Annotated in this window: 22 protein-coding genes, 1 tRNA gene and 1 riboswitch; of the genes, 12 read left to right on the top strand and 11 right to left on the bottom strand. The window is 60.2% G+C overall.

Going from position 1 to position 23,272, the window contains the following annotated elements; genetic code table 11:
• Window positions 1–180: 180 nt before the first annotated feature.
• On the bottom strand, window positions 181–429 hold the full coding sequence (locus tag ASD36_RS04165; protein ID WP_060500356.1) for a hypothetical protein: 249 nt from the start codon (window positions 427–429) through the stop codon (window positions 181–183).
• Window positions 430–586: 157 nt separating this feature from the next.
• Between ASD36_RS04165 and ASD36_RS04160 the strand changes: the two genes are divergently transcribed.
• Window positions 587–661 (top strand) — tRNA-Thr (locus tag ASD36_RS04160).
• A gap of 126 nt (window positions 662–787) precedes the next feature.
• Here the strand turns inward: ASD36_RS04160 and ASD36_RS04155 are convergent.
• Complete coding sequence (locus ASD36_RS04155; RefSeq protein ID WP_112834482.1) at window positions 788–2,080, bottom strand: GSCFA domain-containing protein; 1,293 nt, start codon at window positions 2,078–2,080, stop codon at window positions 788–790.
• A 187-nt stretch (window positions 2,081–2,267) separates the two neighbouring features.
• Between ASD36_RS04155 and ASD36_RS04150 the strand changes: the two genes are divergently transcribed.
• From ASD36_RS04150 to ASD36_RS04140, 3 genes are all read left to right on the top strand, one after another.
• Entirely contained in the window at window positions 2,268–3,374 is a 1,107-nt protein-coding gene (locus tag ASD36_RS04150) for a polysaccharide pyruvyl transferase family protein (protein ID WP_244481781.1), read from the top strand.
• 537 nt (window positions 3,375–3,911) lie between these two features.
• The gene (locus tag ASD36_RS04145) at window positions 3,912–4,241 is read left to right on the top strand and encodes a hypothetical protein (RefSeq protein ID WP_112834481.1); all 330 of its coding nucleotides are present in this window, start codon (window positions 3,912–3,914) and stop codon (window positions 4,239–4,241) included.
• A gap of 445 nt (window positions 4,242–4,686) precedes the next feature.
• Complete coding sequence (locus ASD36_RS04140; RefSeq protein WP_060501338.1) at window positions 4,687–5,220, top strand: DUF992 domain-containing protein; 534 nt, start codon at window positions 4,687–4,689, stop codon at window positions 5,218–5,220.
• A gap of 77 nt (window positions 5,221–5,297) precedes the next feature.
• Here ASD36_RS04140 and ASD36_RS04135 read toward each other — a convergent pair whose 3' ends face one another.
• From ASD36_RS04135 to thiC, 7 genes are all read right to left on the bottom strand, one after another.
• Window positions 5,298–7,127 (bottom strand): ABC transporter ATP-binding protein/permease, encoded by a 1,830-nt coding sequence (locus tag ASD36_RS04135; protein WP_244481780.1) that lies wholly within the window; start codon window positions 7,125–7,127, stop codon window positions 5,298–5,300.
• Window positions 7,128–7,258: 131 nt separating this feature from the next.
• Entirely contained in the window at window positions 7,259–8,002 is a 744-nt protein-coding gene (locus ASD36_RS04130) for a hydroxymethylpyrimidine/phosphomethylpyrimidine kinase (RefSeq protein WP_060500351.1), read from the bottom strand.
• Between the two features lie 10 nt (window positions 8,003–8,012).
• Window positions 8,013–8,618, bottom strand: coding sequence for a thiamine phosphate synthase (locus ASD36_RS04125; RefSeq protein WP_060500349.1), 606 nt, complete (start codon window positions 8,616–8,618; stop codon window positions 8,013–8,015).
• Window positions 8,615–9,388: a thiazole synthase gene (locus ASD36_RS04120; RefSeq protein WP_060501334.1), complete on the bottom strand. Its 774-nt coding sequence runs from the start codon at window positions 9,386–9,388 to the stop codon at window positions 8,615–8,617. The genes ASD36_RS04125 and ASD36_RS04120 overlap by 4 nt, the downstream gene beginning before the upstream one ends.
• A 2-nt stretch (window positions 9,389–9,390) precedes the next feature.
• Entirely contained in the window at window positions 9,391–9,588 is a 198-nt protein-coding gene (thiS, locus tag ASD36_RS04115) for a sulfur carrier protein ThiS (protein ID WP_060500347.1), read from the bottom strand.
• Complete coding sequence (gene thiO / locus ASD36_RS04110; protein ID WP_060500345.1) at window positions 9,585–10,565, bottom strand: glycine oxidase ThiO; 981 nt, start codon at window positions 10,563–10,565, stop codon at window positions 9,585–9,587. The genes thiS and thiO overlap by 4 nt, the downstream gene beginning before the upstream one ends.
• A gap of 2 nt (window positions 10,566–10,567) precedes the next feature.
• Window positions 10,568–12,403, bottom strand: coding sequence for a phosphomethylpyrimidine synthase ThiC (thiC, locus tag ASD36_RS04105; protein WP_060500342.1), 1,836 nt, complete (start codon window positions 12,401–12,403; stop codon window positions 10,568–10,570).
• A gap of 87 nt (window positions 12,404–12,490) precedes the next feature.
• Window positions 12,491–12,630, bottom strand: a riboswitch (TPP riboswitch).
• Window positions 12,631–12,782: 152 nt separating this feature from the next.
• Between thiC and ASD36_RS04100 the strand changes: the two genes are divergently transcribed.
• The 8 genes from ASD36_RS04100 (at window position 12,783) to ASD36_RS04065 (ending at window position 19,900) form a co-directional block, all read left to right on the top strand.
• Window positions 12,783–13,451: a GntR family transcriptional regulator gene (locus ASD36_RS04100; RefSeq protein WP_060500341.1), complete on the top strand. Its 669-nt coding sequence runs from the start codon at window positions 12,783–12,785 to the stop codon at window positions 13,449–13,451.
• A gap of 217 nt (window positions 13,452–13,668) precedes the next feature.
• On the top strand, window positions 13,669–14,661 hold the full coding sequence (bioB, locus tag ASD36_RS04095; protein ID WP_060501332.1) for a biotin synthase BioB: 993 nt from the start codon (window positions 13,669–13,671) through the stop codon (window positions 14,659–14,661).
• Complete coding sequence (locus ASD36_RS04090) at window positions 14,658–15,803, top strand: 8-amino-7-oxononanoate synthase (protein ID WP_060500338.1); 1,146 nt, start codon at window positions 14,658–14,660, stop codon at window positions 15,801–15,803. Before bioB ends, ASD36_RS04090 begins: the two co-directional genes overlap by 4 nt.
• On the top strand, window positions 15,800–16,435 hold the full coding sequence (gene bioD / locus ASD36_RS04085) for a dethiobiotin synthase (protein WP_060500336.1): 636 nt from the start codon (window positions 15,800–15,802) through the stop codon (window positions 16,433–16,435). The genes ASD36_RS04090 and bioD overlap by 4 nt, the downstream gene beginning before the upstream one ends.
• Window positions 16,432–17,697: an adenosylmethionine--8-amino-7-oxononanoate transaminase gene (locus ASD36_RS04080; protein ID WP_060500334.1), complete on the top strand. Its 1,266-nt coding sequence runs from the start codon at window positions 16,432–16,434 to the stop codon at window positions 17,695–17,697. Before bioD ends, ASD36_RS04080 begins: the two co-directional genes overlap by 4 nt.
• The gene (locus tag ASD36_RS04075; protein WP_060500333.1) at window positions 17,673–18,683 is read left to right on the top strand and encodes a beta-ketoacyl-ACP synthase III; all 1,011 of its coding nucleotides are present in this window, start codon (window positions 17,673–17,675) and stop codon (window positions 18,681–18,683) included. The genes ASD36_RS04080 and ASD36_RS04075 overlap by 25 nt, the downstream gene beginning before the upstream one ends.
• 123 nt (window positions 18,684–18,806) lie before the next feature.
• The gene (locus tag ASD36_RS04070; RefSeq protein WP_060500331.1) at window positions 18,807–19,553 is read left to right on the top strand and encodes a 2OG-Fe(II) oxygenase; all 747 of its coding nucleotides are present in this window, start codon (window positions 18,807–18,809) and stop codon (window positions 19,551–19,553) included.
• A 122-nt stretch (window positions 19,554–19,675) separates the two neighbouring features.
• Window positions 19,676–19,900 carry a hypothetical protein gene (locus ASD36_RS04065; protein ID WP_060500329.1) on the top strand — a complete coding sequence of 75 codons (225 nt, stop codon included), beginning with the start codon at window positions 19,676–19,678 and terminating at the stop codon, window positions 19,898–19,900.
• A gap of 10 nt (window positions 19,901–19,910) precedes the next feature.
• On the opposite strand, the gene ASD36_RS04060 is transcribed toward ASD36_RS04065, so the two are convergent.
• Together ASD36_RS04060 and ASD36_RS04055 are read right to left on the bottom strand one after the other, a co-directional pair.
• Window positions 19,911–22,253: a polysaccharide biosynthesis tyrosine autokinase gene (locus tag ASD36_RS04060; protein WP_060500327.1), complete on the bottom strand. Its 2,343-nt coding sequence runs from the start codon at window positions 22,251–22,253 to the stop codon at window positions 19,911–19,913.
• A 109-nt stretch (window positions 22,254–22,362) separates the two neighbouring features.
• Window positions 22,363–23,268 carry a UTP--glucose-1-phosphate uridylyltransferase gene (locus ASD36_RS04055; RefSeq protein ID WP_060500325.1) on the bottom strand — a complete coding sequence of 302 codons (906 nt, stop codon included), beginning with the start codon at window positions 23,266–23,268 and terminating at the stop codon, window positions 22,363–22,365.
• Window positions 23,269–23,272: the final 4 nt, after the last annotated feature.

Here is a 23,272-nt window from a genome sequence, read left to right as displayed (position 1 = left end):
AGAAGCGAATTGAACAAAGGCGGTGTAGCCGCATTCGGAGATATGCAGATACAACACCACACAGTCTGGATGATCTAATCCGCAGGCCCCGTCGACATCGGCGTGGTCTTGGACGTAACAATGACTTCGCCAACCACCGGCGATCCGCCCCCGGATCCGGTCAATGGTGCTGGCGGGGGATTATTCAGCCGATTCGTCCGTTTTTGCGGCAGGCAGGCCGGATGTTTCGTCGGCCGCCCCGGCGCGGCGCGCCCGTCCTTGCTGCTTGCGCCGTAAAAGATTGTCGCGCAGCGTCTTTGCCGCCCGCTCGCGTCGTGCCTCGGCCTGCCGCTCGGCCTCATGCCCCGGTTCAAGCTTGCCCGCTTCGAGCTTGCTTGGCGCAGCAGGCGTTGCAGCGTGTTTGCGTGTCTGATCATTATTATCTTGCATGACCGCTCAGATACCGCAAAACCAAGCACTCCGGAAGAGCGGCGTGTTTTTCGAACACGCCATCCAGTGAAAACTTCGATTTGCTGCTTGCGCTCCGCAACAAGCTATGGCAATAGGCCCTCGCTCGCGCCGGACAAACACTGATCCAGCGCACGATGCTGCTATAGCTCAGGGGTAGAGCACTCCCTTGGTAAGGGAGAGGCCGAGAGTTCAAATCTCTCTAGCAGCACCATTATTCTTCGTGGATAAACCCTCTGGAACACAGCAATGCTGTTGCCACTGTCTAGCTTTCGGCAAGCGTAGTCTTGGATTGCGTGCGAAGTCCATCTTCGGTGCAGGGCGGCTGGAACAGGATTGTTCAGGTTACCAGCTCCACAACGCCTTGAAGTGCCAAGAGACCAATAGCGACCTTGGAAAGGATTCCTGCAACGCGTTTTATCTTGGATTGGGGTTTTCCTGGGGCGGCTGCCTCCCGTACAAGCATCCGCTTGGCGTCGGCTCTGGCCGACACTCTTTCCCTTATTCTCGCTTGACGGCGGGCTTCCCGCCTTTCCTCTATCTTCTGCCGCCTGATTTCGGAATAGGTCAAGCCATCGCTCTCTTGACCGTTCATCCCGATCTTCAAGTCTTCCTCTATGGCGGCTTTGAAAGTCTTCGTCAGTGAATCCTTGGAGAGTCCTGGGGTGCAGTAGAAGGACTCGAACATCTGCATGTTGAAATCCAGGATGTGGGGCTGGACGTGACGACGATCGACTTCCCACTGGTTATTGAAAAGGCGGGTCACTGCCTCGTAACTGGGCATATAGTGAAGCCGGTCATCATCCCCGTGTCCTCGCAGGAATTCATCCAATGCTCCCCGAATGACAGCCTTTGAGACGGCATCGGCTGTGAGGCAGGAGATCGGCCGGAAGGTCGCCGTCAGAGGAATCGGGGAAACTGAAAAAACGATATGAGCGTCCGGCCGGAATTGCCGGATTATCGAATGGATGGCCTTAAGATTGGCAAGGGTTTCGGCGTGGGTCGCCACCCTGAATTTGTGTCTGCCCGGGTCGTAGCGATCTTTCGGTACGGCTCTCCAAAAAACCTCTCCGGTAACCTCATCGTACCATATCTCCGATAGGCCAAGCGTGATGATGAACAGCCCTGCACTATCCAAGAGTGCCTTGGTGTCCAGCCTGACACTCTCCTCATAGCCAAACTCCTGGGCTTTGAAGCCGTGCCACAGATCTCCTTTGGGTATCTTGTTCAGCCAAGCCCATTCAAACTGCTGGAGGATGGCGGAGGTGTTGACGATGCCATCGCCCATCTGCGTAATGTACGCCTTGTTGTCCCCTTTGGTCAGAACGGTGTAGCCACGATTGTGCAGATAGTTACTGATGTTGGCGGCGAAGCACGAACCGAACGCGACGATGGGCGTGTCCTTGGTAACGAACTTTGATGACGGCTCCCAGCCCTTCATCACATACTCATCAATAAAGTCCGGCTGAGAAAAGGAGTTGTTGGTCGGGTGAAAGTTCGTATGCCCCCCTCTGAAGAAGCTCCCAGAAGCTTTCTTCACTTCACCATCCTGAACATACTCAAATAACGCCACAGCCATATCTCCGGTTGTGCCAAAATGTTTATTCACTGAACGGCGATAGTCAACTGACATCACACGAAATACTCTTGCGAGAAAGCATACTGACTCTGCCGCGCACGGTGAGTGCTGGACGACCCGGAGTTCGCTGCGTCGTCACGTGCGAATACGAATGAACTGTTCAATCGTCCCATTTTTGTATACTGGCTGACATCCGTATATTAGCTTCCATTTGCGAGGCCGTGTTGCAGAGGAATTCCTGGTGAGATCGATTTTCAATGCGCTGATGGATCGTGCATCCGGCAAGAAATCCAATAATCTTGCGCGTTACACCCGCCGTCATGGCAAGGTTCCTTTGTCCTGGGCCGGATCCACATCGACGATGGATTACCTCAATGTCGGCGATGCGCTCAGCGCTGTCATGGTGGCGCTTCTGTCCGGCCGGGACATCGAGCGCGTTCCGTCGAAATCACAATCGCTGCGCATGGCCTGCGTCGGAACGATTGGCCACGGCTTTGCCGGCGGCGAGGTCTGGTTCTGGGGTACCGGCGCTTCGGCTTGGGAAAATCCGAGCGCGCCGATGGAAGATCGCCGCCGCTTCAGTGTGGCCGGCGAGGCGGGCTTTCATGTTACGGCGACGCGCGGCCCGTATTCGGAAAAACTCCTCACAGGAAAACCGGAAGGGTCGGTGGGCGTTTATGGTGATCCTGTCTGGTTGCTTCCCCGCTTTTACAATCCTGCGCCGGTCAAGAAATGGAAGCTCGGCGTCATCGTCCATCTTTCGGAGCTTTCCGACCGCGACCCGGAAACCCACGTCAAGCCGGACCTTTTGCGCTACGGCATTCCCGAGCATCTGCACGACCATGTCCATCTCATCAACACCGTGACGCCGATCGGGATGAATGCCATCAAGGACAAGATCGACGAGATTCTTGCTTGCGACCGGATCGTCTCGACCAGCCTGCACGGCATGGTCTTCGCAGAAAGCTACGGTATCCCGTGCCTTCACTTTCCAACGCACGGTCCTCATAAGGGATTGAACGTGCGCAAGCTCGATGACAGCTGCGACCTCGATACGCGGGTGATCGATCTCTATCGGGGGCTCGGCATGTCCGAGTTGCCGGTCTATACGCAGTCCCATCGTGAACCGACCGACTGGGAAGACCTGATGGCCGCAATCGATCGGGCCTGGGTAGAAAGGGCCTTCGATGCGCAGAAGCTTATTGATGCCTTCCCGCTGGATGTCGAGCCCTTGCAGGCCCCGCAGGGCAAAACGATCTGGGATCATCCCGTGTTGCAGGCGCTCGTGCTGCAGCACGACGTCAACGAACTGAAACACGCCGACAAGCAGCGGGCTGCAGCCAGGTAGCGTCGTTCTCCACGGCGGCCGCTGTGCAACACGTCCACTCCGATGCGTTGAGCAGATCTCGATGGCCGCGGCATCGAGCGATGGATCGTGACACGGGATGGATCCTTGATATGATGTCCGGAGCTATCGGACCATGTCCGCTGTCCACCCAACTGGCGGTCTGTGGAGGCTATTCTGCTGCTTTGTGGGTGGCGCTGCACAGAATTGACTAATCGGGCTGCGCCATCTTTGGGGGTGTTTTGCATGTTCATGGGGCTGGAATCGTCATTGGCGGCTGGCTCAGCGTGACTTTCACAGGGAGAGCGCGTCCGGGAGATTGCTGGGAATGAGCATGAATTCTCAATAATTTCATGTGAAAACAATGAGTTGATTGGTTGTCAGTGCGTCGAGGCGCTTGCTCCTTCAGGGTGATTATTGTCAAAAATTAATCGCGATGCGCGCATTAGGGTGGGCCGAATTACACCTGCCTCATTCATGCCGCATTCACATTTGGAGCGCTTTAAAGCCTGCAGCCGATTGGGCTTTAGGGAGTAGAAAATGCAGAGAATGAAAATCGCCGTTGCCGCCGCTGCGGTGTTGTTGACAGCCAGTGCCTCTCATGCGGAAGACCTCGTCTTCACGCTGAAGAACGGCACGAAATCGGTGCTCAACAATTTCCACGCTTCGCCGGTCGGCGTCGACAAGTGGGAAGACGATATCTTCGGCAGCCAGGCGCTTGGCGCGGGCGAGACCATGGAAATCACCATCGCCGACGGCCGCGACGTCTGCAAGTACGATATGCGCTTCGAATTCCAGGGTGATGATCTCGACGTCACCACCGACACACAGGATCTCTGTGAGCTGGGCGAATACACGATCGAAGAATAAGCGTTTCGACGCTTGATTTGCCCCGTCATCGCTATCGTGGTGGCGGGGTTTTCATTTTGACCTGGCGTTGCGTTCGCAAAGCGTCAGTCAGCGGGGATAGAGCTCCCCAGAGCGCCAGATGCGGCATCAGTGTTGGCGTGCCAGAACGCATTCACCATCCCCTCCCATAGCAATCTCGTTTTTTCATAGGGAGCGGCCCGGTTCTGTGTGATTTTGGTGACGGGCAGCCAGCGTCTGTGGGCGTACCGCTCGGGCTGCCGGGACTGCCTTCGAAATGTCCTAATAACCGGTAAACAGTTGAAGGCCTGTCATCTGCAACCGATTCCAGCCTGTCTCGCCTTCATTGCGCCAGCTGGGATCGCTGCGAAACACTCGATGACGTGAATGAATCTATCGACTGAACGGCTGCGTGCCCTACCGGCCCCGGTTTGAGAAGGAAAGAATGATGAAAAAGACACTTGCTTTGGCGCTCACCACCGCGACCCTGGCCTTGACGGGCGGAATTGCCGTTCAGGCTGCCGATCTGGCAACTGGCGCACCGGCTCCCAGCTATCAAGAGAGCGACGTGCGTGGCGGCGTGAAGATCGGCTACCTCGAATGCGAGGTTGGCGGTGGCGCCGGCTATGTTCTGGGCTCGGCCAAGGAAATCGATTGCACGTTCCATTCCTCAGTCGGCAAGGAACGCACAGACCACTATACCGGCGCTGTCAGGAAGATGGGCGTTGACCTCGGCTTCACGACGCGCAGCAAGCTTGTCTGGGCGGTGCTTGCGCCGACGGCAGGCTACCATCAGGGTTCGCTCAGCGGTCTCTACCAGGGCGCAAGTGTTGAAGCCACGGTCGGTGCGGGCGTCGGCGCCAATGTCCTCGTGGGCGGCACGTCCGGCTCGATCCACCTCCAGACCATCAGCGTGACGGGCCAGCTCGGCCTCAACCTTGCTGCTGGCGGCACATCGGTGACGCTCACAGCCGTCAACTAAATCGTCCCGCTTTCCCCCTTCGTCTTCTTGAAGGGGGAAAGTTCAAAAGCTGGCTTGCGTTGGCGCACGCAGTCAGTTCAATCCGCCAGTTCAGGATTGTCCGCGCGAAGGCTTTTGGGTCTGAGCAAACGGATGGCCTTGCCTGCCGGGCTGCCCTGCAGTTGCAATACGCGTGTGAAGAAGCGGTTGCCGGATGCCACCCTGCCGATGTTCACGATAGCCGCATTGCCCAGCTCCTGCTCCATGAAGGTTAGGACTTGCTGGTAGGCATCGCGGTCCAGGGTATCGAGCGCCTCGTCAATGATGATCCAGCCCGGTTTGTGCAGTCCCAGCCGGGCAATGGCCAGAAGCCTGATTTCGACTTCGTTGAGTTTCAGCCTTGTCCGCATGTCCTGATCGAGGCTGTTTTGCAGCTTGCTCAAACCGACCTTGGACAGCACCGAGACCAGATCGGATTTTTTAAATTTTCCTGGATTTTCGGGATAGCTGAGGACTTCCTCCAGCGTCCCGGGTGAGAAATAGGGTGTTCGTGGCACAAAGGCGATGTTGTCACCGCCGGGTAGAGCAATGCGTCCGTGTCCCCATGGCCAGAGGCCGGCCAGCGACCGGAAGAATGGCGCTTTTTCCACATCCGAATCACTGGTCACGAGAACGCGTTCGCCGGGCCCGATTTCGATATGCTGGTCGGCGAGCTTGATGCAGCCGGACGGGAGGGCGATTTCCAGGCGGTCGATGGTCAGGCGGTCACCCTCAGCCTTGGCAAATTCGATGCGCTTGTCGTTTTCGTGCCGTTCGTCGGTCATCAGGATTGCGGAGCGGAAGGCGGCGACCCGAAGCAGCGTTGCCCGCCAGTCGGCGATGCTGTCGATATTGTCGACGAACCAGCGTAGCGACGTGTTCACCTGATTGAACGCGCCAACGGCCATCATCAGGCCGCCGAAACTGAGATCACCATTGAAATAGACGGGGGCTGCGATGACGATAGGGGCGACGACCGTAAGCCAGCCATAGCCTGACGTGACCCATGTCAGCCGTGTCAGGGCCATCATCAGCTTGTTGCTGATTTCCAGAACCGAGGCCAGATCACGCTGGAGACGGCGCTTTTCATTGGCCTCGCCGGAGGACAGTGACACCGCTTCTATATGTTCGTTGACCCGCATCAGTGAGAAGCGCAGGGCGGCTTCCCGCGCATAGTGGTCGCCATTGATCTTGACGAGCGGGCGTCCGACCACCCAGCTCACGGCCGCAGCGGTCCCGGCGTAAAGGAAGGCCGCCCAGACCATGTAGCCGGGAATATTGAGATCATAGCCGCCAATGTGAAAAATGAAGCCGGACGAAAGCGACCACAAAACGCCGACGAAACTGGCAAGCAGAATGCCCGACTGGAACAGGCCGATGGTAAGGCCCGCCGTCAGGTCGGCGAGATGACGGGCGTCCTCGTGCACGCGCTGATCGGGATTGATGCCGATGGCGCCTGCATTGGCAAGGCGGAAGGCCCGCGCCGGCTTCATCCATTCGCCGATCAGATCGAGCGTCAGCCCCTCACGCAATTTGATCCGGATCCACTGGTTGAGCCAGGTTTGCAGCACATTGAGGATCAGCAGCGTACCGGCAATCTGGCCGAAGGTGATGAACTGCATTAGAAACGCGGAGAGATCACGCCGCTCGAGCGTATCGTAGAATGGTTTGTACCATCGGTTCAGCAAGATCTGCCCGACCGCAGTCGCCAATATGACGGTAATGATCCCGATTGAGAGCCATATGATGGTCTTGCGGACGGGCGAGGCGACAAAGGCTCGCTGCATCATGCGGAGCTGATCGAAGAAGGGCTGCTCGTCGTCGGTTTCTACACGCTGGTTACTCTTACCATTCATGTCATGCGGCATCGGCGCGAATCTCTCCACCACGGTCTTCACCTCCGAAATATAGCGCGTCCGAAGCGCTATCCCTAAGAAAGATTAGCAAAAGAGGATGGAGCGATGCAGCCCAAGGTATTTCTTCGCCTGCGATCATCGCAGATCGGCGGGTAAATGGCTGTTCACGTTTCGCGGAACTTTCCATGCACGAAGGCCTTGGCCTGGGCGATTGCCGCCGCGAGCGGGTCTCCAAAGGCCAGGCGCGCGGCAATCGCGCTGGCGAGCATGCAGCCGGTGCCGCGCATCGCCGCAGCGAGGCGAGGGGACGCAAAGGATCGATCAATCTGGTCCGGTTGGAAGAGCAGATCGATGGCTTCCACGCCACCGGCATGTCCGCCCTTGACCAGAACCGCCTTTGCTCCAACCCTCAAGAGGCTCCGGGCCTGGTCACCCACACTGCCGGGCGATGTGGCAACCATCGATGCCGCCAGCACTGAAAGCTCCGGCAGGTTGGGCGTGATGAGCGTACATGCCGTGAAAAGATCGCGTAACGCGGCCGTCGCGGCCGGAGCAAGAAGGGTGCGGCCGGACGTCGAAACCAGAACCGGGTCGAGAACCACAGGAATGCCGGGGTTGTCCGCAAGCACCGTTGCAACAGCGGCAATCGTCTCTGCGGTTGCGAGCATGCCGATCTTGATGGCGGCAATTGGATTGGCCGATAGCGCGGCACGCATCTGCTGCGCCACGCGGTCGGGTGGAACGGCATCGATATGCTCGACGCCTTTATGTGTTTGAACCGTGACGGCGGTGATCGCCACCGAAGCCTTGACGCCAAAGGCGGCCAGCGTCTCGATATCGCGCACGATCCCGGCGCCGCCGGACGAATCCGAGCCGGCGACAACAAGCACGTGGGGCACGTGGTTCATCGAAACGCCCTCACCGGAAACGCGCCGTGCGTGCAATCCATTCACGGGTCCGCGCTTCCGGATCGGCATTGAGGATGATGTCGGTGACAACAGCGGCGCTATCAGCGCCATGGGCAAAGACGCCGTCGATCCGGTCGATATTGATGCCGCCGATCGCCACCAGCGGCAGCGCGCCGACGCGTGTCTTCCAGTCGCGCACTTTCTCCAGCCCCTGTGGCGCCCATTTCATCTTCTTCAGGATGGTCGGCCAGACCGGCCCGAGCGCCACATAGTCCGGCGCAGCCGCAAGCGCCGTCTCCAGTTCGGTCGCATCATGGGTGGAGAGCCCGAGCTTGAGCCCAGCGGCGCGAATGGCGGTGACATCGGCTTCGGCGAGATCCTCTTGACCGAGATGGACGAAATCGCAGCCTTCCTCGATTGCAACGCGCCAATAGTCGTTGATGATCAACTGGCAACCGTGGGCGCTACAGACCGTTTTGGCGCGTCGGATGGCCGTTCGCAGCTCAATATCGGTGCTGTCTTTCATCCGCAACTGCACGAGCTTGACGCCGAGCGGCACGAGGCGATCGATCCAGTCGGCGCTGTCGACGATCAGGTAAAAGGGATCAAGCTTCATGAAAACACCGCCTTGCCGATGATGGGCGTCGAGGGAACGGCCATGTCGCGCGGCTCCAGCATGCCGGCGTGAAATGCTATGCGGCCCGCATCAATCGCGCCGCTAAAGGCGGCGGCCATCGCAGCCGGATCGGCGGCTCCTGCAACGGCTGTGTTCAGCAGAACGGCGTCGAAACCGAGTTCCATGACGGTGGCGGCATGCGATGGCCGGCCGATACCGGCATCGACGATCAGCGGCACCTCGGGAAAGCTTGCCCGCATGCTACGCAGTGCCGGCAGGTTTACGGGACCCATGGCCGAGCCGATGGGAGCACACCAGGGCATCAGCACCTGGCAACCCGCATCGAGCAGCTTTTCCGCCACGACAAGATCGTCGGTGGTGTAGGGAAAGACCTTGAAGCCTTCACCGCTCAGAATGCGGGCCGCTTCGACCAGCGCGAAGACGTCTGGCTGCAACGTGTCATGATTGCCGATCACCTCGAGCTTGATCCAGTCGGTGGAAAACAAGTCGCGGGCCATCTTGGCGGTCAAAACTGCTTCGGAAACAGTATGGCAGCCCGCTGTATTCGGTAGAACCCGGACGCCGAGCGTGCGGATCAGCTCGAAGAAGGCGCCGCCGGTGCGGCTGCCCGCTGTTTCCCGGCGCAGCGACACCGTGACGATATCGGTTCTCGATGCCCGAACCGCTTCGGCGAGAACGGCGGGAGAGGGGTACCGGGCGGTGCCGAGCAGCAGGCGCGAAGATACCGAGGTTCCGTAGAGCGTCAACATCATTAGCCCCCCTGCATCGGCGACAGGATCTCGATCCGGTCGCGTTCACCGAGCGGAAATCCGCTACGCTCTTCGCGATGCACAAGCTCACCGTTAACGGCCGTCGCCAGCCATTCGCCTTCGTAATCGAGAGCAGCCAGCAGGTCGGCGAGTGTTGCCGCCGCGACCTGCTGTTCCTCGCCGTTGATGATGAAAATCATGAAGCCATCCTTTGTCTTTGTTCTCCAAGGAGACGCCGTGCCACCTCTCCAGCCATGGCGGGGGCGAGCAGGTAGCCATGGCGGTAAAGGCCATTCACATGCAGGGTGCGCCCCTCCTCGGTTACGCGCGGTAGGTTGTCGGAATAAGCAGGGCGCACGCCCGCGCCGGTTTCGATAAGCTTCGCCTCGCCAAAGGCGGGGTGGAGTGCATACGCGGTATTCAGCAATTCCATCAGCGAGCGGGCCGTGATGGGGCCGGCATCATCGCTTTCGATCATGGTCGCGCCGACCATGAAACGGTTCTTTCCGCGCGGCACGATATAGATCGGGTGACGTGGATGCAGCAGGCGGATGGGGCGGGAAAGGCTTATCTCGCCGGTTTCGAGTAGGAGCATCTCTCCACGCACGCCGCGAAGATCGGGAAGCAACCCGATCTGTGCCGGGCCGGTGCAATCGACGGTGCGGTCATAATGGGCTTCCGCTGGGACGCCCCGGGCGCCGAACAGGAAACGCATACGCGTTTCCTCCAGCGCTCCGGTCAGCGCGGACAATGCCTGCAGTGGATCAAGATGGGCTTCCTGTCGGAAAAACAGGGCCTTGCGGAAACGGCCGGCGAGGTCCGGTTCCAGTGCCGCAATCGCCGCTTCGTCCAGCCACTCCCAGCCGGTGGTGCGGCCGGCAAACCGGTCCAGTTCGCCAGTGTCACGGCTGCCCGCGACGACCAGCGTGCCGCAGCGCTGCACATGGCCGGGGAGTGCAGCCTCCCACCAGTCGGCGGCCACTCGGCCGAGTGTCAGCACGGGTTCATCCGCGCTTTCCCGCTCGCACCAGGGGGCCAGCATACCGCCGGCAAAGCCTGACGCGCCGGTGCCGATCCTTTCGGCGCGTTCGAGGATGGTGACCTCGAATCCGTGGCGGTAGAGTTGCCAGGCGACCGTGAGGCCGGCAACGCCGGCCCCTTTGACGAGGATACGCATGGTCACTCTCCGGCTGGCACAACGGTGCCATCCGGGCTAAGGGGCATATAGAGCGCGCCACCCGCCTGGAATTTCGCGGCCATCGCCTCAAGCCCCTCCTTCTGCGCCTCGGCGCGGATATCGTGGGAAATCCGCATGGAGCAGAATTTCGGCCCGCACATCGAGCAGAAATGCGCCACTTTGTGGGCTTCCTTCGGCAGGGTCTCATCGTGGAAGGAACGCGCCGTTTCCGGATCGAGCGACAGGTTGAACTGGTCTTCCCAGCGGAACTCGAAGCGGGCGCGCGACAAGGCGTCGTCACGCAATTGCGCGGCCGGATGCCCCTTGGCGAGATCGGCGGCGTGGGCGGCGATCTTGTAGGTGATGACGCCGACCTTGACGTCGTTGCGGTCGGGCAGGCCGAGATGCTCCTTCGGTGTGACATAGCAGAGCATCGCCGTACCGAACCAGCCGATCATCGCGGCACCAATGCCTGAGGTGATGTGGTCGTAGCCGGGGGCAATGTCGGTCGTCAGCGGTCCAAGCGTGTAGAATGGCGCTTCGCCGCAGACTTCCAACTGCTTGTCCATGTTCTCTTTGATCTTGTGCATCGGCACATGGCCAGGGCCTTCGATCATGACCTGGCAATCTTTCGCCCAGGCGATCTGGGTCAGTTCGCCAAGCGTTTCCAGTTCGGCAAATTGTGCGGCATCATTCGCATCGGCAATCGAGCCGGGACGCAGGCCGTCGCCGAGCGAGAAGGTCACGTCATAGGCGCGAGCAATGTCGCAAATCTCGTCGAAATGCTCGTAGAGGAAGCTTTCCTTGTGGTGATGAAGACACCACTTGGCCATGATCGAGCCCCCGCGCGAGACGATGCCGGTGACGCGGTTGACGGTGAGCGGGATATAGGCGAGCCGCACCCCGGCATGGATGGTGAAATAATCGACGCCCTGCTCGGCCTGCTCGATCAGCGTATCGCGATAAACCTCCCAATTCAGGTCCTCGGCGATGCCGTTGACCTTTTCCAGCGCCTGATAGAGCGGCACGGTGCCGATCGGGACCGGCGAGTTGCGGATGATCCACTCGCGGATATTGTGGATATTACGGCCGGTCGACAGGTCCATGACGGTATCCGCACCCCAGCGCGTCGCCCAGACCATCTTCTCGACTTCCTCGGCCATCGACGAGGTGACGGCGGAATTGCCGATATTGGCGTTGATCTTCACCAGAAAATTCCGGCCGATGATCATCGGCTCGGATTCCGGGTGGTTGATATTGGCCGGGATGACGGCCCGGCCGCGGGCGATTTCCTGGCGGACGAATTCGGCCGTGACGTGATCGGGAATGCTGGCGCCGAAATTCTCGCCGTCGCGCACCAGCGCACCCTCCGGCGGCTTGCGGCCAAGGTTTTCGCGGATGGCGATATATTCCATTTCCGGGGTGATGATGCCGGCGCGGGCATAGGCGATCTGGGTGACGGCCTTGCCGTTTCTGGCACGCAGGGGATGATTGCGGATCGGAAATTCCGGCGTCAGCCGTTCACCGGTGGCAAATCCGTTGTCTTCCGGTTTGATGTGCCGGCCGTCATAGGCCTCGACATCGCCGCGGGCGGTGACCCAGGCCTGGCGCTGCCGGGGAAGGCCGGCATCGATCGAGACGAGATGGGCCGGATCGGTGTAGGGGCCGGAGGGGTCGTAGACGGAGACGGGTGGTTCGCCAGAGGTCGGGTGCACGGCAATTTCGCGCATGGGAACGCGGATATCCGGGTAGAGTTCGCCCGGAATATGCACCTTGCGGGAGGCCGGCAACGGGCCGGTGGTAACGGTGGGAGTGAGGTTCTTGGCGGCAATAGTCATGGTTGAGGCTCCAAAGTTGGAGACCCAGTCATCAGAGCCGGAATGATGAAAAGACGCTGACGCGAATCCGCACACGGAATCCGAGTCGTCGCAGCGCTTGCACCGTCCCTACGCCAGTATGAACTGGATCAGGTTCAACGGGTCACTGCGCTGCTTGAGGGTGGCAAAAGCCACCGTTCGCGCCAGCAGAATCTCAGCCCCTTGTCGGGACCCCCCTGGTGAATGTGCCAATCTAGGCACAGTTTTGGACGAAGCGTCAAGGGCCGTTTGGTGCGCCGTCGTCCGGCCGCTGCTCTCTGCCCGTCGCAAGACTGTGAAGATGTTCAATGATTACAAGCGCGCCCTCGACAGCGCCGCCCCGGCAAATTATCTATAAAACATGACCTCAGCGAGCGAAGACACGATTGCCAGCCGCATCAGCCGCATCCTGGCCGACAGGATCGTCACCGGACAATTGGACCCGGGTACGAAGCTGCGCCAGGACCATATTGCCGAGGAGTTCGGGACCAGTCATGTGCCCGTGCGCGAGGCTTTCCGGCGGCTGGAGGCGCAGGGGCTTGCGGTCAGCGAGCCACGCCGGGGCGTGCGGGTCGCGTCCTTCGATCTGAAGGAAGTGCGCGAAGTTGCGCAGATGCGCGCTGCGCTTGAGGTTTTAGCCCTTCGCCACGCGGCACCGCATCTGACGCCTGCGATCCTCGATCAGGCTGAAGAAGCGACGGTCGCGGGTGACAATTCCCGCGATGTCCGCTCCTGGGAAGAGGCAAACCGGCGTTTTCACACGCTGATTCTCACGCCCTGCGGCATGCCGCGGCTGCTTGCAGCGATCAGCGATCTGCATGCGGCCAGTGCCCGGTTCCTGTTCGCCAGTTGGCGGTCGGAATGGGAAGTGCGCACCGATCATGATCACCGCGCCATCCTGACCTTTCTGCGTCAGGGCAATATCGAGAACGCCGCTCCTGTCCTCGAGCGTCACGTGCAATGGATAGGCCAGAAGCCCGTCCGTAACGCCTCCGGCGCCACGCGGGATGCCTTCGCCATCGTCGGCTGAGAATTATTTTCCACTTCCTTTTTTCCTGATTTTGACTGCTTTCGGTGCGTCTCTCCGGATCATGGAGGCGCGTACTGCGGGAATTTTTACGCCATACACCAAAAAGGCGGTTGCGATTCCGTGGCTTTGGATAAATTATAGATAATTATTATTTTTAATCTATCATGCTAGGTGGATGATGCTGAGAAACGAAAGTTCTGCCGATTTCCCGATTGAAATGGGTCTTTTAAAGGAAAATTCGCACGATGAAAGCGCCGGAACGGAGCGGCATTCTCTCGTTGATGCAAAAATTATCTATAATTCCCCGTTCAATGATCTGCTGTTCCGGGCGCAATCGGTTCACAGAGAAAACTTCGATCCGAATGCCGTGCAGATCAGCCGGCTCCTGTCGATCAAGACGGGCGGATGCGCCGAGGATTGCGGGTACTGCAGCCAGTCGGCACGCTCTCCGACGGGGCTGAAGGCCTCCCGGCTGATGATGGTGGAAAAGGTGCTGGCGGAAGCGCGCAAGGCCAAGGCCGAAGGGGCCAGCCGCTATTGCATGGGAGCTGCCTGGCGCAGCCCGAAGGATCGCGACATGGAAACGCTGGTCGCGATGGTCGAGGGGGTCAAGGCGCTCGGGCTTGAGACTTGCATGACGCTCGGCATGCTGTCGCCGCAGCAGGCTGGGACGCTGGCCGAAGCCGGGCTCGACTATTACAACCACAACATTGACACGTCGGAAGAATTCTATCCGCAGGTCATCACCACCCGGACGTTTGCTGACCGGCTGGATACCCTTGCGAATGTCCGCGATGCCGGCATGAAGGTCTGCGCTGGGGGTATTCTCGGCATGGGAGAAACGACCGACGATCGCATTTCCATGCTGGTGACGCTCGCCAACCTGCCGGAACCACCGGAAAGCGTTCCAATCAACATGCTGATCCCGATCCCCGGCTCGCGGCTTGCCAATGCCGAGCCGGTCGATCCGATCGAATTCGTCCGCTCCATCGCGCTTGCCCGTATCCTGATGCCGCGTTCGCATGTGCGCCTCTCGGCCGGGCGCACGCAGATGAGCGACGAGATGCAGGCGCTCTGTTTCTTCGCCGGTGCCAACTCGATCTTTGCCGGCGATACGCTGCTGACGGCGGATAATCCGGGCGAGGATCACGACACGGCCCTGTTCCGCCGCCTTGGCCTGAAGCCGATGGACCTGGGGCCGGGCGAATGATGGATCAGGGCCTTGCCCGTTATGAAACCACTCTGGCGGGGCTGGAGCGGAAGGGCAGGCGGCGCATGTTGGTCCCGCAGGCCGGGGCTGATTTAAGTTCGAACGATTATCTGGCGCTTGCCGGATCGGCGCGGCTGGCGAAAGCGATTGCGTTTGCCCTTCAGCGCGGCGTTCCAACGGGGGCTGGCGGTTCCCGGCTGCTGCGCGGCAATCACCCGGAGCACGAAGCGCTGGAGGCTGAGGCGGCCTCCTTCTTCGGAGCAGAGCGTGTCCTCTATTTCGGCAGCGGTTATGCCGCGAACGTGGCACTTTTCTCGACGCTGCCGCAGCGAGGCGATCTCGTCGTCTATGACGCTCTGGTACATGCCAGCGCCCATGAAGGCATTTTGGCCGGCAAGGCGCAGACTGCGGCCGCTGCCCACAATGACGTTGGATCCTTTGCGCAGGCGATCGAACAGTGGCGCAGTCAGGGTGGAACCGGCCATCCGTGGATTGCCGTGGAAAGTCTTTATTCGATGGATGGCGATCGTGCGCCGCTGACGGAACTTGCGGCCCTTGCCGAAAAGCACGGCGGTTTTCTGGTGATCGATGAAGCCCATGCAACTGGCGTCTTCGGTCCCGATGGCCGCGGCTTTGCTGCCGAATTGAAAAACCGATCCAATGTCATCGTCCTTCACACCTGCGGCAAGGCGCTTGGCGTCTCCGGCGCGCTGCTCGGCGCAAGCGCAGTACTTTGCGATTACCTGGTCAACCGGGCGCGAGGTTTCATTTATTCGACCGCGCCGTCGCCGCTGATGGCGGCTGCGGTCCGCGAAGCCTTGCGGGCGCTGGTGGATGAACCGCAGCGCCGCACCGATTTCGACGAACTGCGCAATTTCGCCAATGCCGAACTGACCGCGAAACTCGGCGTCGCCGGCAGCGGATCGCAAATCCTGCCGGTTCTGATCGGCGACAATGGAAGCGCCGTCCGGGTTGCGGCGCGCATGCGGGCGGAAGGTTTTGATATCCGCGCCATCCGGCCGCCGACGGTGCCGGAAGGCACGGCAAGGCTGCGCATCGCCATCACGCTGAATGTCGACCGGCCAACGATAAGCCGCATGTTCACTCGGCTGGCGGCCATAATGACAGAGGAAAAACCATGAGGCGTTTCGTGGTGACAGGCACAGATACCGGCATCGGCAAGACGGTGTTTTCCGCCGCACTGGCGGCGGCACTTGGCGGTTATTATTGGAAACCGGTGCAATCGGGACTGGATGAGGAGACGGACAGTCAGGTCGTCCATCGGCTCGGCCGCCTGCCGCCGGACCGTATCCTGCCCGAGACTTACAGGTTGCAAACACCGGCCTCGCCTCATCTTGCGGCCCGGCTGGACGATGTCGAGATCGACCCGGAGCGGATCACGCCACCGGAGACAGCCGTGCCTCTGGTCATCGAGGGTGCGGGCGGCCTGCTGGTGCCGCTCACAGAAACGGTCGTCTTTGCCGATGTCTTCGCGCGTTGGCAGATCCCGGTCATCCTCTGCGCCCGTACGGGGCTCGGAACGATCAATCACACGCTCCTGTCGTTGGAAGCACTGCGCCACCGAGCCGTTCCCATTTTCGGCGTCGCCTTCATCGGTGATGAGCAGGCCGAAACCCAGCGGATCATCGCGGCGATGGGCAAGGTGCTTATTCTCGGACGCTTGCCGCGTCTCGATCCGTTGACGCCAGATGCGTTGCACCAGGTATTTCGCGACAACTTTCAACTCTCCGCGTTCCGGGAGAAAATGGCATGAGTTCTCCAGTCTGGCACCCTTTCACCCAGCACGCGCTGGAACCTGCGATGAAACGCATTGTCCAGACCGGCGGCGCGTACCTGACCGATGACAGCGGCGCGCGTATTCTCGACGCCATATCTTCCTGGTGGGTGATCACGCATGGTCACCGCCACCCGGCGATCACGGCGGCGATCCAGGCGGCATGCGAAACCTACGACCAGATCATATTCGCTGAATACACCCATGAACCAGCCGAAGAGCTGGCGCGCGGCCTGTTGCGGGTCGCACCGCGGGGGCTCTCGCACGCGTTCTATTCCGACAGCGGCTCGACCTGCGTCGAAGTCGCGTTGAAAATGGCCCTCGGCTTCTTCCACAATTCCGGCGCCCAGCGCCGCCGTATCTGCGTGTTGGAACATGGCTATCACGGCGACACGATCGGCACGATGTCGGCTGGCGAACGTGGTGTCTTCAATGCGGCCTACGAGCCGATGCTGTTCGGCGTCGATCGCCTGCCGTTCCCCAGGCCCGGCCGCGAACAAGAGACGCTGGATGCCTTCGAGCGGTTCTGTGCGACGGGAGATGTGGCCGCCTTGCTGATCGAGCCGCTCATCCTCGGGGCAGGCGGTATGCTCACCTATCCCGCCTCGGTTCTCAGCGAGTTGAAGCGGATCGCCGAACGCCACGGCACTTTGTTGATCGCCGATGAAGTGATGACCGGTTGGGGGCGCACCGGCACTGTCTTTGCCTGCGAACAGGCCGGTGTAGCACCGGATATCCTGTGCACCTCCAAGGGTTTGACTGGTGGCGCGCTGCCCTTGGCGGCAACTTTGTGCACGGCCGAGATTTTTGAGGCGCATCTTTCGGCCGACCGCCGGAAGACATTTTTCCATTCCAGCTCCTACACCGCCAACCCGATTGCCTGTGCCGCCGCGGTCGCCAATCTGGCTGTCTGGGAAAACGAGCCGGTTCGCGAGCGCATCCGGTCGCTGGAGGTCATGCAAACGGAGAGGTTGGCCCGCTTTGAGTCGGATCGGCGCTTTAGCAATGTCCGCCAGACCGGGACGATCACCGCGCTTGATCTCACAGTGCCAGCCGGAGGCTATCTGTCAGAGGTTGGCCCGAAGCTCAGGGCCTTCTTCCGTGTGCGCAAACTGCTGATCCGGCCGCTCGGCAACGTGATCTATCTGATGCCGCCCTATTGTGTCGCTGCCACCGACCTTGACCGGGCCTATGATGCGATTGACGAGGCAGCGGCATGGTTCGCAGCGGGCCGCCTGTGAGAGGCGCCCGCTCGTCCCGGCTTGCCGGTTTCGGTCACAGCGTGCCGGGGCGCTGTGTCGAAAACGCCGAAATAGAGGGCAGCCTCGGTCTTGAACCGGGCTGGATCGAGCGCCGGACCGGGATCAGGACGCGTTACTGGGCCGAACCCAGCGATACCCTGTCCGGGCTTGCGGCACGGGCAGGCGAGGCCGCAATCGAAGACGCTGGCATCTTGCGGGAAGACATCGCATTGACGCTACTCGCCACCTCGACGCCCGATCATCTGTTGCCGCCATCGGCACCGCTGCTCGCTCATCGCCTCGGGTTGGTGAATTCCGGCGCTATCGATCTCGCCGGGGCGTGCTCCGGTTTCCTCTATGCGTTGACGCTCGCCGATGGCTTTGTTCGCGCGCATGGCCGACCGGTGCTGGTGGTTGCCGCCAATATTCTCAGTCGCCGGATCAATCCTGCCGAGCGGGCGAGCTCCGTTCTGTTTGCCGACGCTGCCGGCGCGGTCGTTTTGATGCCCGCGCGTGATGAGGAAACGGGACTGCTCGGTGTCGATCTCGCCGCAGATGGGAGCCGCTACGATCTGATCTCCATTCCGGCCGGTGGCAGCAACCGTCCCTTCGCGGCGGATGTCGACGCACAGGATTGCCTGATGACGATGCGCGATGGGCGCGAAATGTTCACGCAGGCGGTCGGGATGATGAGCGGTTGCGCGCGCCGGGCGCTCGATGACGCCGGGATCGACGTGACGGATATCCACCGGTTCATTCCGCATCAGGCCAATGTCCGTATATTCGATGCCGTCTGTCACGATCTCGGTATCGCACTTGAAAGGACCGTCCGCACGATCGGCGAATACGGAAACTCCTCCGCTGCCACCATCCCGCTTTCCTTATCGCTCGCCCATCAAGTGGCGCCCGTTTTGCCCGGAGAGAAATTGCTCCTGACGGCGGCAGGAGCGGGATTGACAGGCGGAGCCTGTGTCGTCGGAATGTAAGCTAAATCTTACCGTTTCTCTGCGCAGCCGAAACGAAGCCGTGCAGGAAACGGGTGGCGGCCAGCCTGCCTAACCGTCATTCAAGAAGCTTCGCTGTCACACGAGAATCTTGGAGGCTCTGTCATGAATGTCTATTCGAAAACCCCGCCGGTTTCTTCAGCACTGTCCGCCGAGGCGCGTATCGCCGGGTATGACTGGAACCACCTCGACAAAGAACTCAACGGCTTCGGGTGCGTGGTCATTGAGAAGCTATTACTCCCCGAGGAATGCCGGCAGATTGCCGGGCTCTACCCGGAGGAACAACACTTCCGCAGCCATATCCACATGGCCCGTCACGGTTTTGGCAAGGGCGAGTATCGCTATTTCAAATATCCGTTGCCGGATCTCATTGGGGATTTGCGCAGTGCGCTTTATCCCCGCCTTTCCGACGTCGCCAATGCGTGGAACGAGCGCATGGGCATAGCTGAACGCTATCCTTCCGGGCATGCAGCGTTTCTCCAGCAGTGCCACGATGCAGGCCAAGCCCGGCCAACACCGCTTTTGCTGCAATATGTCCCGGGTGATTTCAATTGCCTGCATCAGGATCTCTATGGCGATCTTGCCTTCCCGATCCAGGTGGCGATCCTGCTCTCGGAGCCTGGCGAGGATTTCACCGGCGGCGAGTTTGTGTTGACGGAGCAGCGCCCGCGCATGCAGAGCCGCGCAGAGGTCGTGCCGTTGCGTCAGGGCGATGCAGTGGCATTCGCTGTTCACAATCGGCCGGTTCAGGGCTCAAGAGGCAATTACCGGGTCAATCTGCGCCACGGGGTCAGCCGCATTCGCTCAGGCATGCGCCACACCGCCGGCATTATTTTTCATGACGCCAGATAGGTTGCGATGCGACGCGAAACCTCACAAAGCGCAGGCTCCTATTGGATTTAAAGGCGGGTATCGGTTGCCTGGCTCCATCATCTTTGGTAAATTTTATCTTAAGATTAATGGAGCGATCAGCCATGTCGAGCGTCACGCATCGTTTCGAAAATTACATGAGAAACGGCATGGGTGGTTGGGCACGCTCGCAACCCGTCGCTGTCCGGGTGTTGCTTTTTCTGCCCTGCCTTCTGGAGTACCTGATCGTCTATGCTGTTTGCACCGCCGCGATTGCGATGGTGGTTGTTCTGATGGCGCTTGTGGCGGTCTTCGGGCTGGACGCGGAGCGCCAGCCCGGTCTGCGCTGAGGAAAATCCCTCAGCGCGCAGCCTTGAATGGCTGCTCGATATAGTAGCTCTCATAGCTCTTGCGGTATTTTTCCGCCGCGCCGAAATCGCTGTATTTTCCAAGCTCGTCCATATCCGTCTTGTTGAGTATGACGCCCAGGATCTTGGCGTTGAATTGCGGATCGGAATGCAGCACGTCCCGAACCAGACGGGCAGGCGTCTTGCCCCATTCGATGACCATCAGGAAACCGTCGGCAAAGGGCGAGAATGCCTTGGCGTCGATAACCGGAGCCAGCGGCGCCAGATCGACGATGACATAATCAAAACTCTTGCGGGCATTGGCAATCAGCGTCTCCATGCCCTGCGAGGCAAGCAGCTCGTTGGTATGGTAGAGATGGTCGCGCGGTGCGATCGGCAGGATCGCCAGCCGGGTCTGCGGGTCGACCCTGAGCGCCGACGTCCATTCTTCTTCGCCCAGGACAGCATCCACCAATCCAGTTTTCGGGGCTGGCGAAATCATCTTGCTGATCGCCGGGTTGCGGATGTCGGCGTCGATCAGAAGCGTCCGTTTACCGCTGGCCGCAAGCAGCCCGGCAAAATTCGCGGCGATCGTCGATTTGCCTTCACCCGGCAGCGCCGAGACGACACCGATAACGCGGTTGGGGCGGCCCTGCAGGATAACGTCGCTGGCAAGCTTGGCATTGCGGAGTGTTTCGGCAAACGCCGATCGCGGTGCGTCGACGGCAATCCGTGTCATGCGGTTCAGCGGCACGTCGGCGTCAGCCGGCTTGTCCGCCTTATCCTGTTCCGATTTGGAAAGACGCTCCCGTGTCTTGCTCCACATGCTGACGGTCTTCTTGCCGATCAGCGGCAGGTAGCCGAGTGACTTGTGTCCGAGAACCGATCTGATGTCTTCCTCCAGCCGGAAGAATCGCTCGCGGAATTCCTGCAGGCCGGCAATGACAGCGCCCAGCATGAAGCCCAGTACGATGGAGAGTGCAAGCACCATCGTCCGTTTCGGGCTGGATGGCGAGACTGGCACTCCGGCATCGGAGATAATGCGGGCCTTTGCAATCGGGAATGAGCGTTGCTGGGCTGCTTCCTCGAAGCGCCCGAGATAGGATTCGTAAAGTGTCTTCAGGGCCGTCGCACGCTGTTCGAGCCCGCGCAATTGCACCAGCGACCGGTTGGCCTCGGAATTGTTGCCGACCACACCTTTGATACTCTTGCGCAGGGAAGCCTCGCGAGATTGGGCGACTTCGAACTCGTTGCGGTAGCTGCTGGTTATCTGCTGCAATTCCCGGAAGATCTGACCGGCAAGTTCGGTCTTCTCCGCCCGCAGGCTGACGGCCTGGGGGTGATCGGCGCTGAAATTCTGCGTGACGGCCTGCTCGCGCTTGCTGATGGCCAGATAGCGCGTCCGCAGGTCTTGAATGACCGAATTGTCGGTCTGGTTTGACGAAATCGTCGCGTTGTTCACCGCGTTTTCGGCGCCCTGGTCGATGATAGACTTGAACTGGTTGTAGCGGGCGGAGGCGCTGGCGCTGTCGGCCTGCGCAACAATCAGCTGGCTGTTGAGGTCGGACAGTTGCTGCTCCGACATCAGCTCACCGCGTGTCGAGGTCAGGCCATTGTCAGCCTTGAACTTCTCGGCCTCGAGCGATGCTGCCTGCGCGCGCTGGCCAAGGTCGGTCAGGCGTTCCTGGAGCCAGACGGAAGCGCGCTCGGTAGCGTCGAAGTTCGCGTTCAGCTGGTCGGTCAGATAGGCATTGGCATAGGCGCGGGTAATGGTTGCTGCGAGTTTCGGATCGGTGGATTTGTAGGACACCGCCACGACGGAGCTTCGCGCTACCCGCTCGACCGTCAGGCCCTGCTGGATATATGCGGCGGCGGTTTCCCGCTTGCCGTTGCGTGCCGCCGCTTCGGAAATCTCCGGCCCTGAACTGAACATGCCAGTAAGGGATTTGACAGCTGCTTTCACCGTTGACATCAACGACCGCGGCGGGTTGAGAACGGTTTCGTTTTCACCGAGATTTTCCGCGTCGGTAACGCGAAGTGCCAATTCGCCCGATTTCAGGATTTCGACCGCGCTGGAAAGCTGGGTGTCGGCCTGTTGGGCGCTCTGGGGCGATGGCGCTTCCTCTGCATATTTAGACAGGTTTTCGTCGAGCAGGATTTGCGTCTGCGAGGTGTAGACCGGTGTCGCGAACACCAGATATGCCACGCCGAGCATGAAGCAGAGAACAACGCAGAGGGCCACGACCCTTGAACGGCGAAACGCGATTGCGGTCAGCCGGTTCAGATCGATGAACGTGTCGGACTCATCGCCTTTCAGCGATGGAACGGTGTTCAACGGAAGAGGTCTTTGATTCATGGGCCGTCTGGTCTCCGGGTACTTTTTCGTGGTTGGTTCTCACCCCAAAACGCGGCAGGGGTGAGACCAGGTCTTCCAGTTTCATCAAGTCACTGAATAATCATTGTTTTCACGCAGCCTGCATCGATTGTTCGTGCGACAGAACCATCTCGCGGACGGATTCGAACACCAGATTGCCAATGTCGGCGCGCGCCAGCGCGAAGGCGACGTTCGCCTCGATGAAGCCTTGCTTGGAACCGCAATCGAAGGTCCGGCCTTCGTAGGGATGGGCGTGGAACGATTGGTCTGCCGACAGGCGCAGCATGCCGTCGGTCAGCTGGATCTCGTTGCCGGCGCCGCGCTGCTGATGGGCGAGGATCGAGAAGATCTCCGGCTGGAGGATATAGCGGCCGTTCAGGTAGTAGGTTGACGGTGCCTCGGCGACGGGTGGCTTTTCGACCATCTGCGTCACTTCAAATCCATGCCGCGTTTGCTCGCCCATGCCGACGATGCCGTATTTCGAGGTTTCCTCGAGCGCGCACTGTTCGACGGCGACGACGTTGCCGCCGACATCGTTATACAGCTCCATCAGGCCGGCCATGCAGCCGCGGGCACCGTAGGAAATCATGTCCGGCAGCAGCAGGGCAAACGGCTCGTCGCCGATCAGGTCGCGGGCGCACCAGACTGCGTGGCCAAGGCCAAGCGGCGCCTGCTGGCGGGTGAAGCTGACGGAGCCGGCAGCCGGAAGCATGCGCGCCAATTCGGAAAGCTGGGCATCCTTGCCTGAACGCGTCAAGGACGAGATCAGCTCCGGTACATCGTCAAAATGGTCCTCGATCGCCTGCTTGTTGCGGCCGGTCACGAACACGATGTGCTCGATACCGGCCTGCATGGCTTCCTCGACGGCATATTGCACGACGGGTCTGTCGACGATGGTCAGCATTTCCTTCGGCATCGCCTTGGTTGCCGGCAGAAACCGGGTGCCGTTTCCGGCGACTGGAATTACGGCTTTGCGAACGGGTCTGATAGGAGCCATAGAA

It is taken from the genome of Rhizobium sp. Root1334 (genome assembly GCF_001426665.1).
Lineage (GTDB): Bacteria > Pseudomonadota > Alphaproteobacteria > Rhizobiales > Rhizobiaceae > Pararhizobium.
Note: the sequence above shows the minus strand (reverse complement) of the source record. Positions and strands in the feature narration are given on the sequence as shown.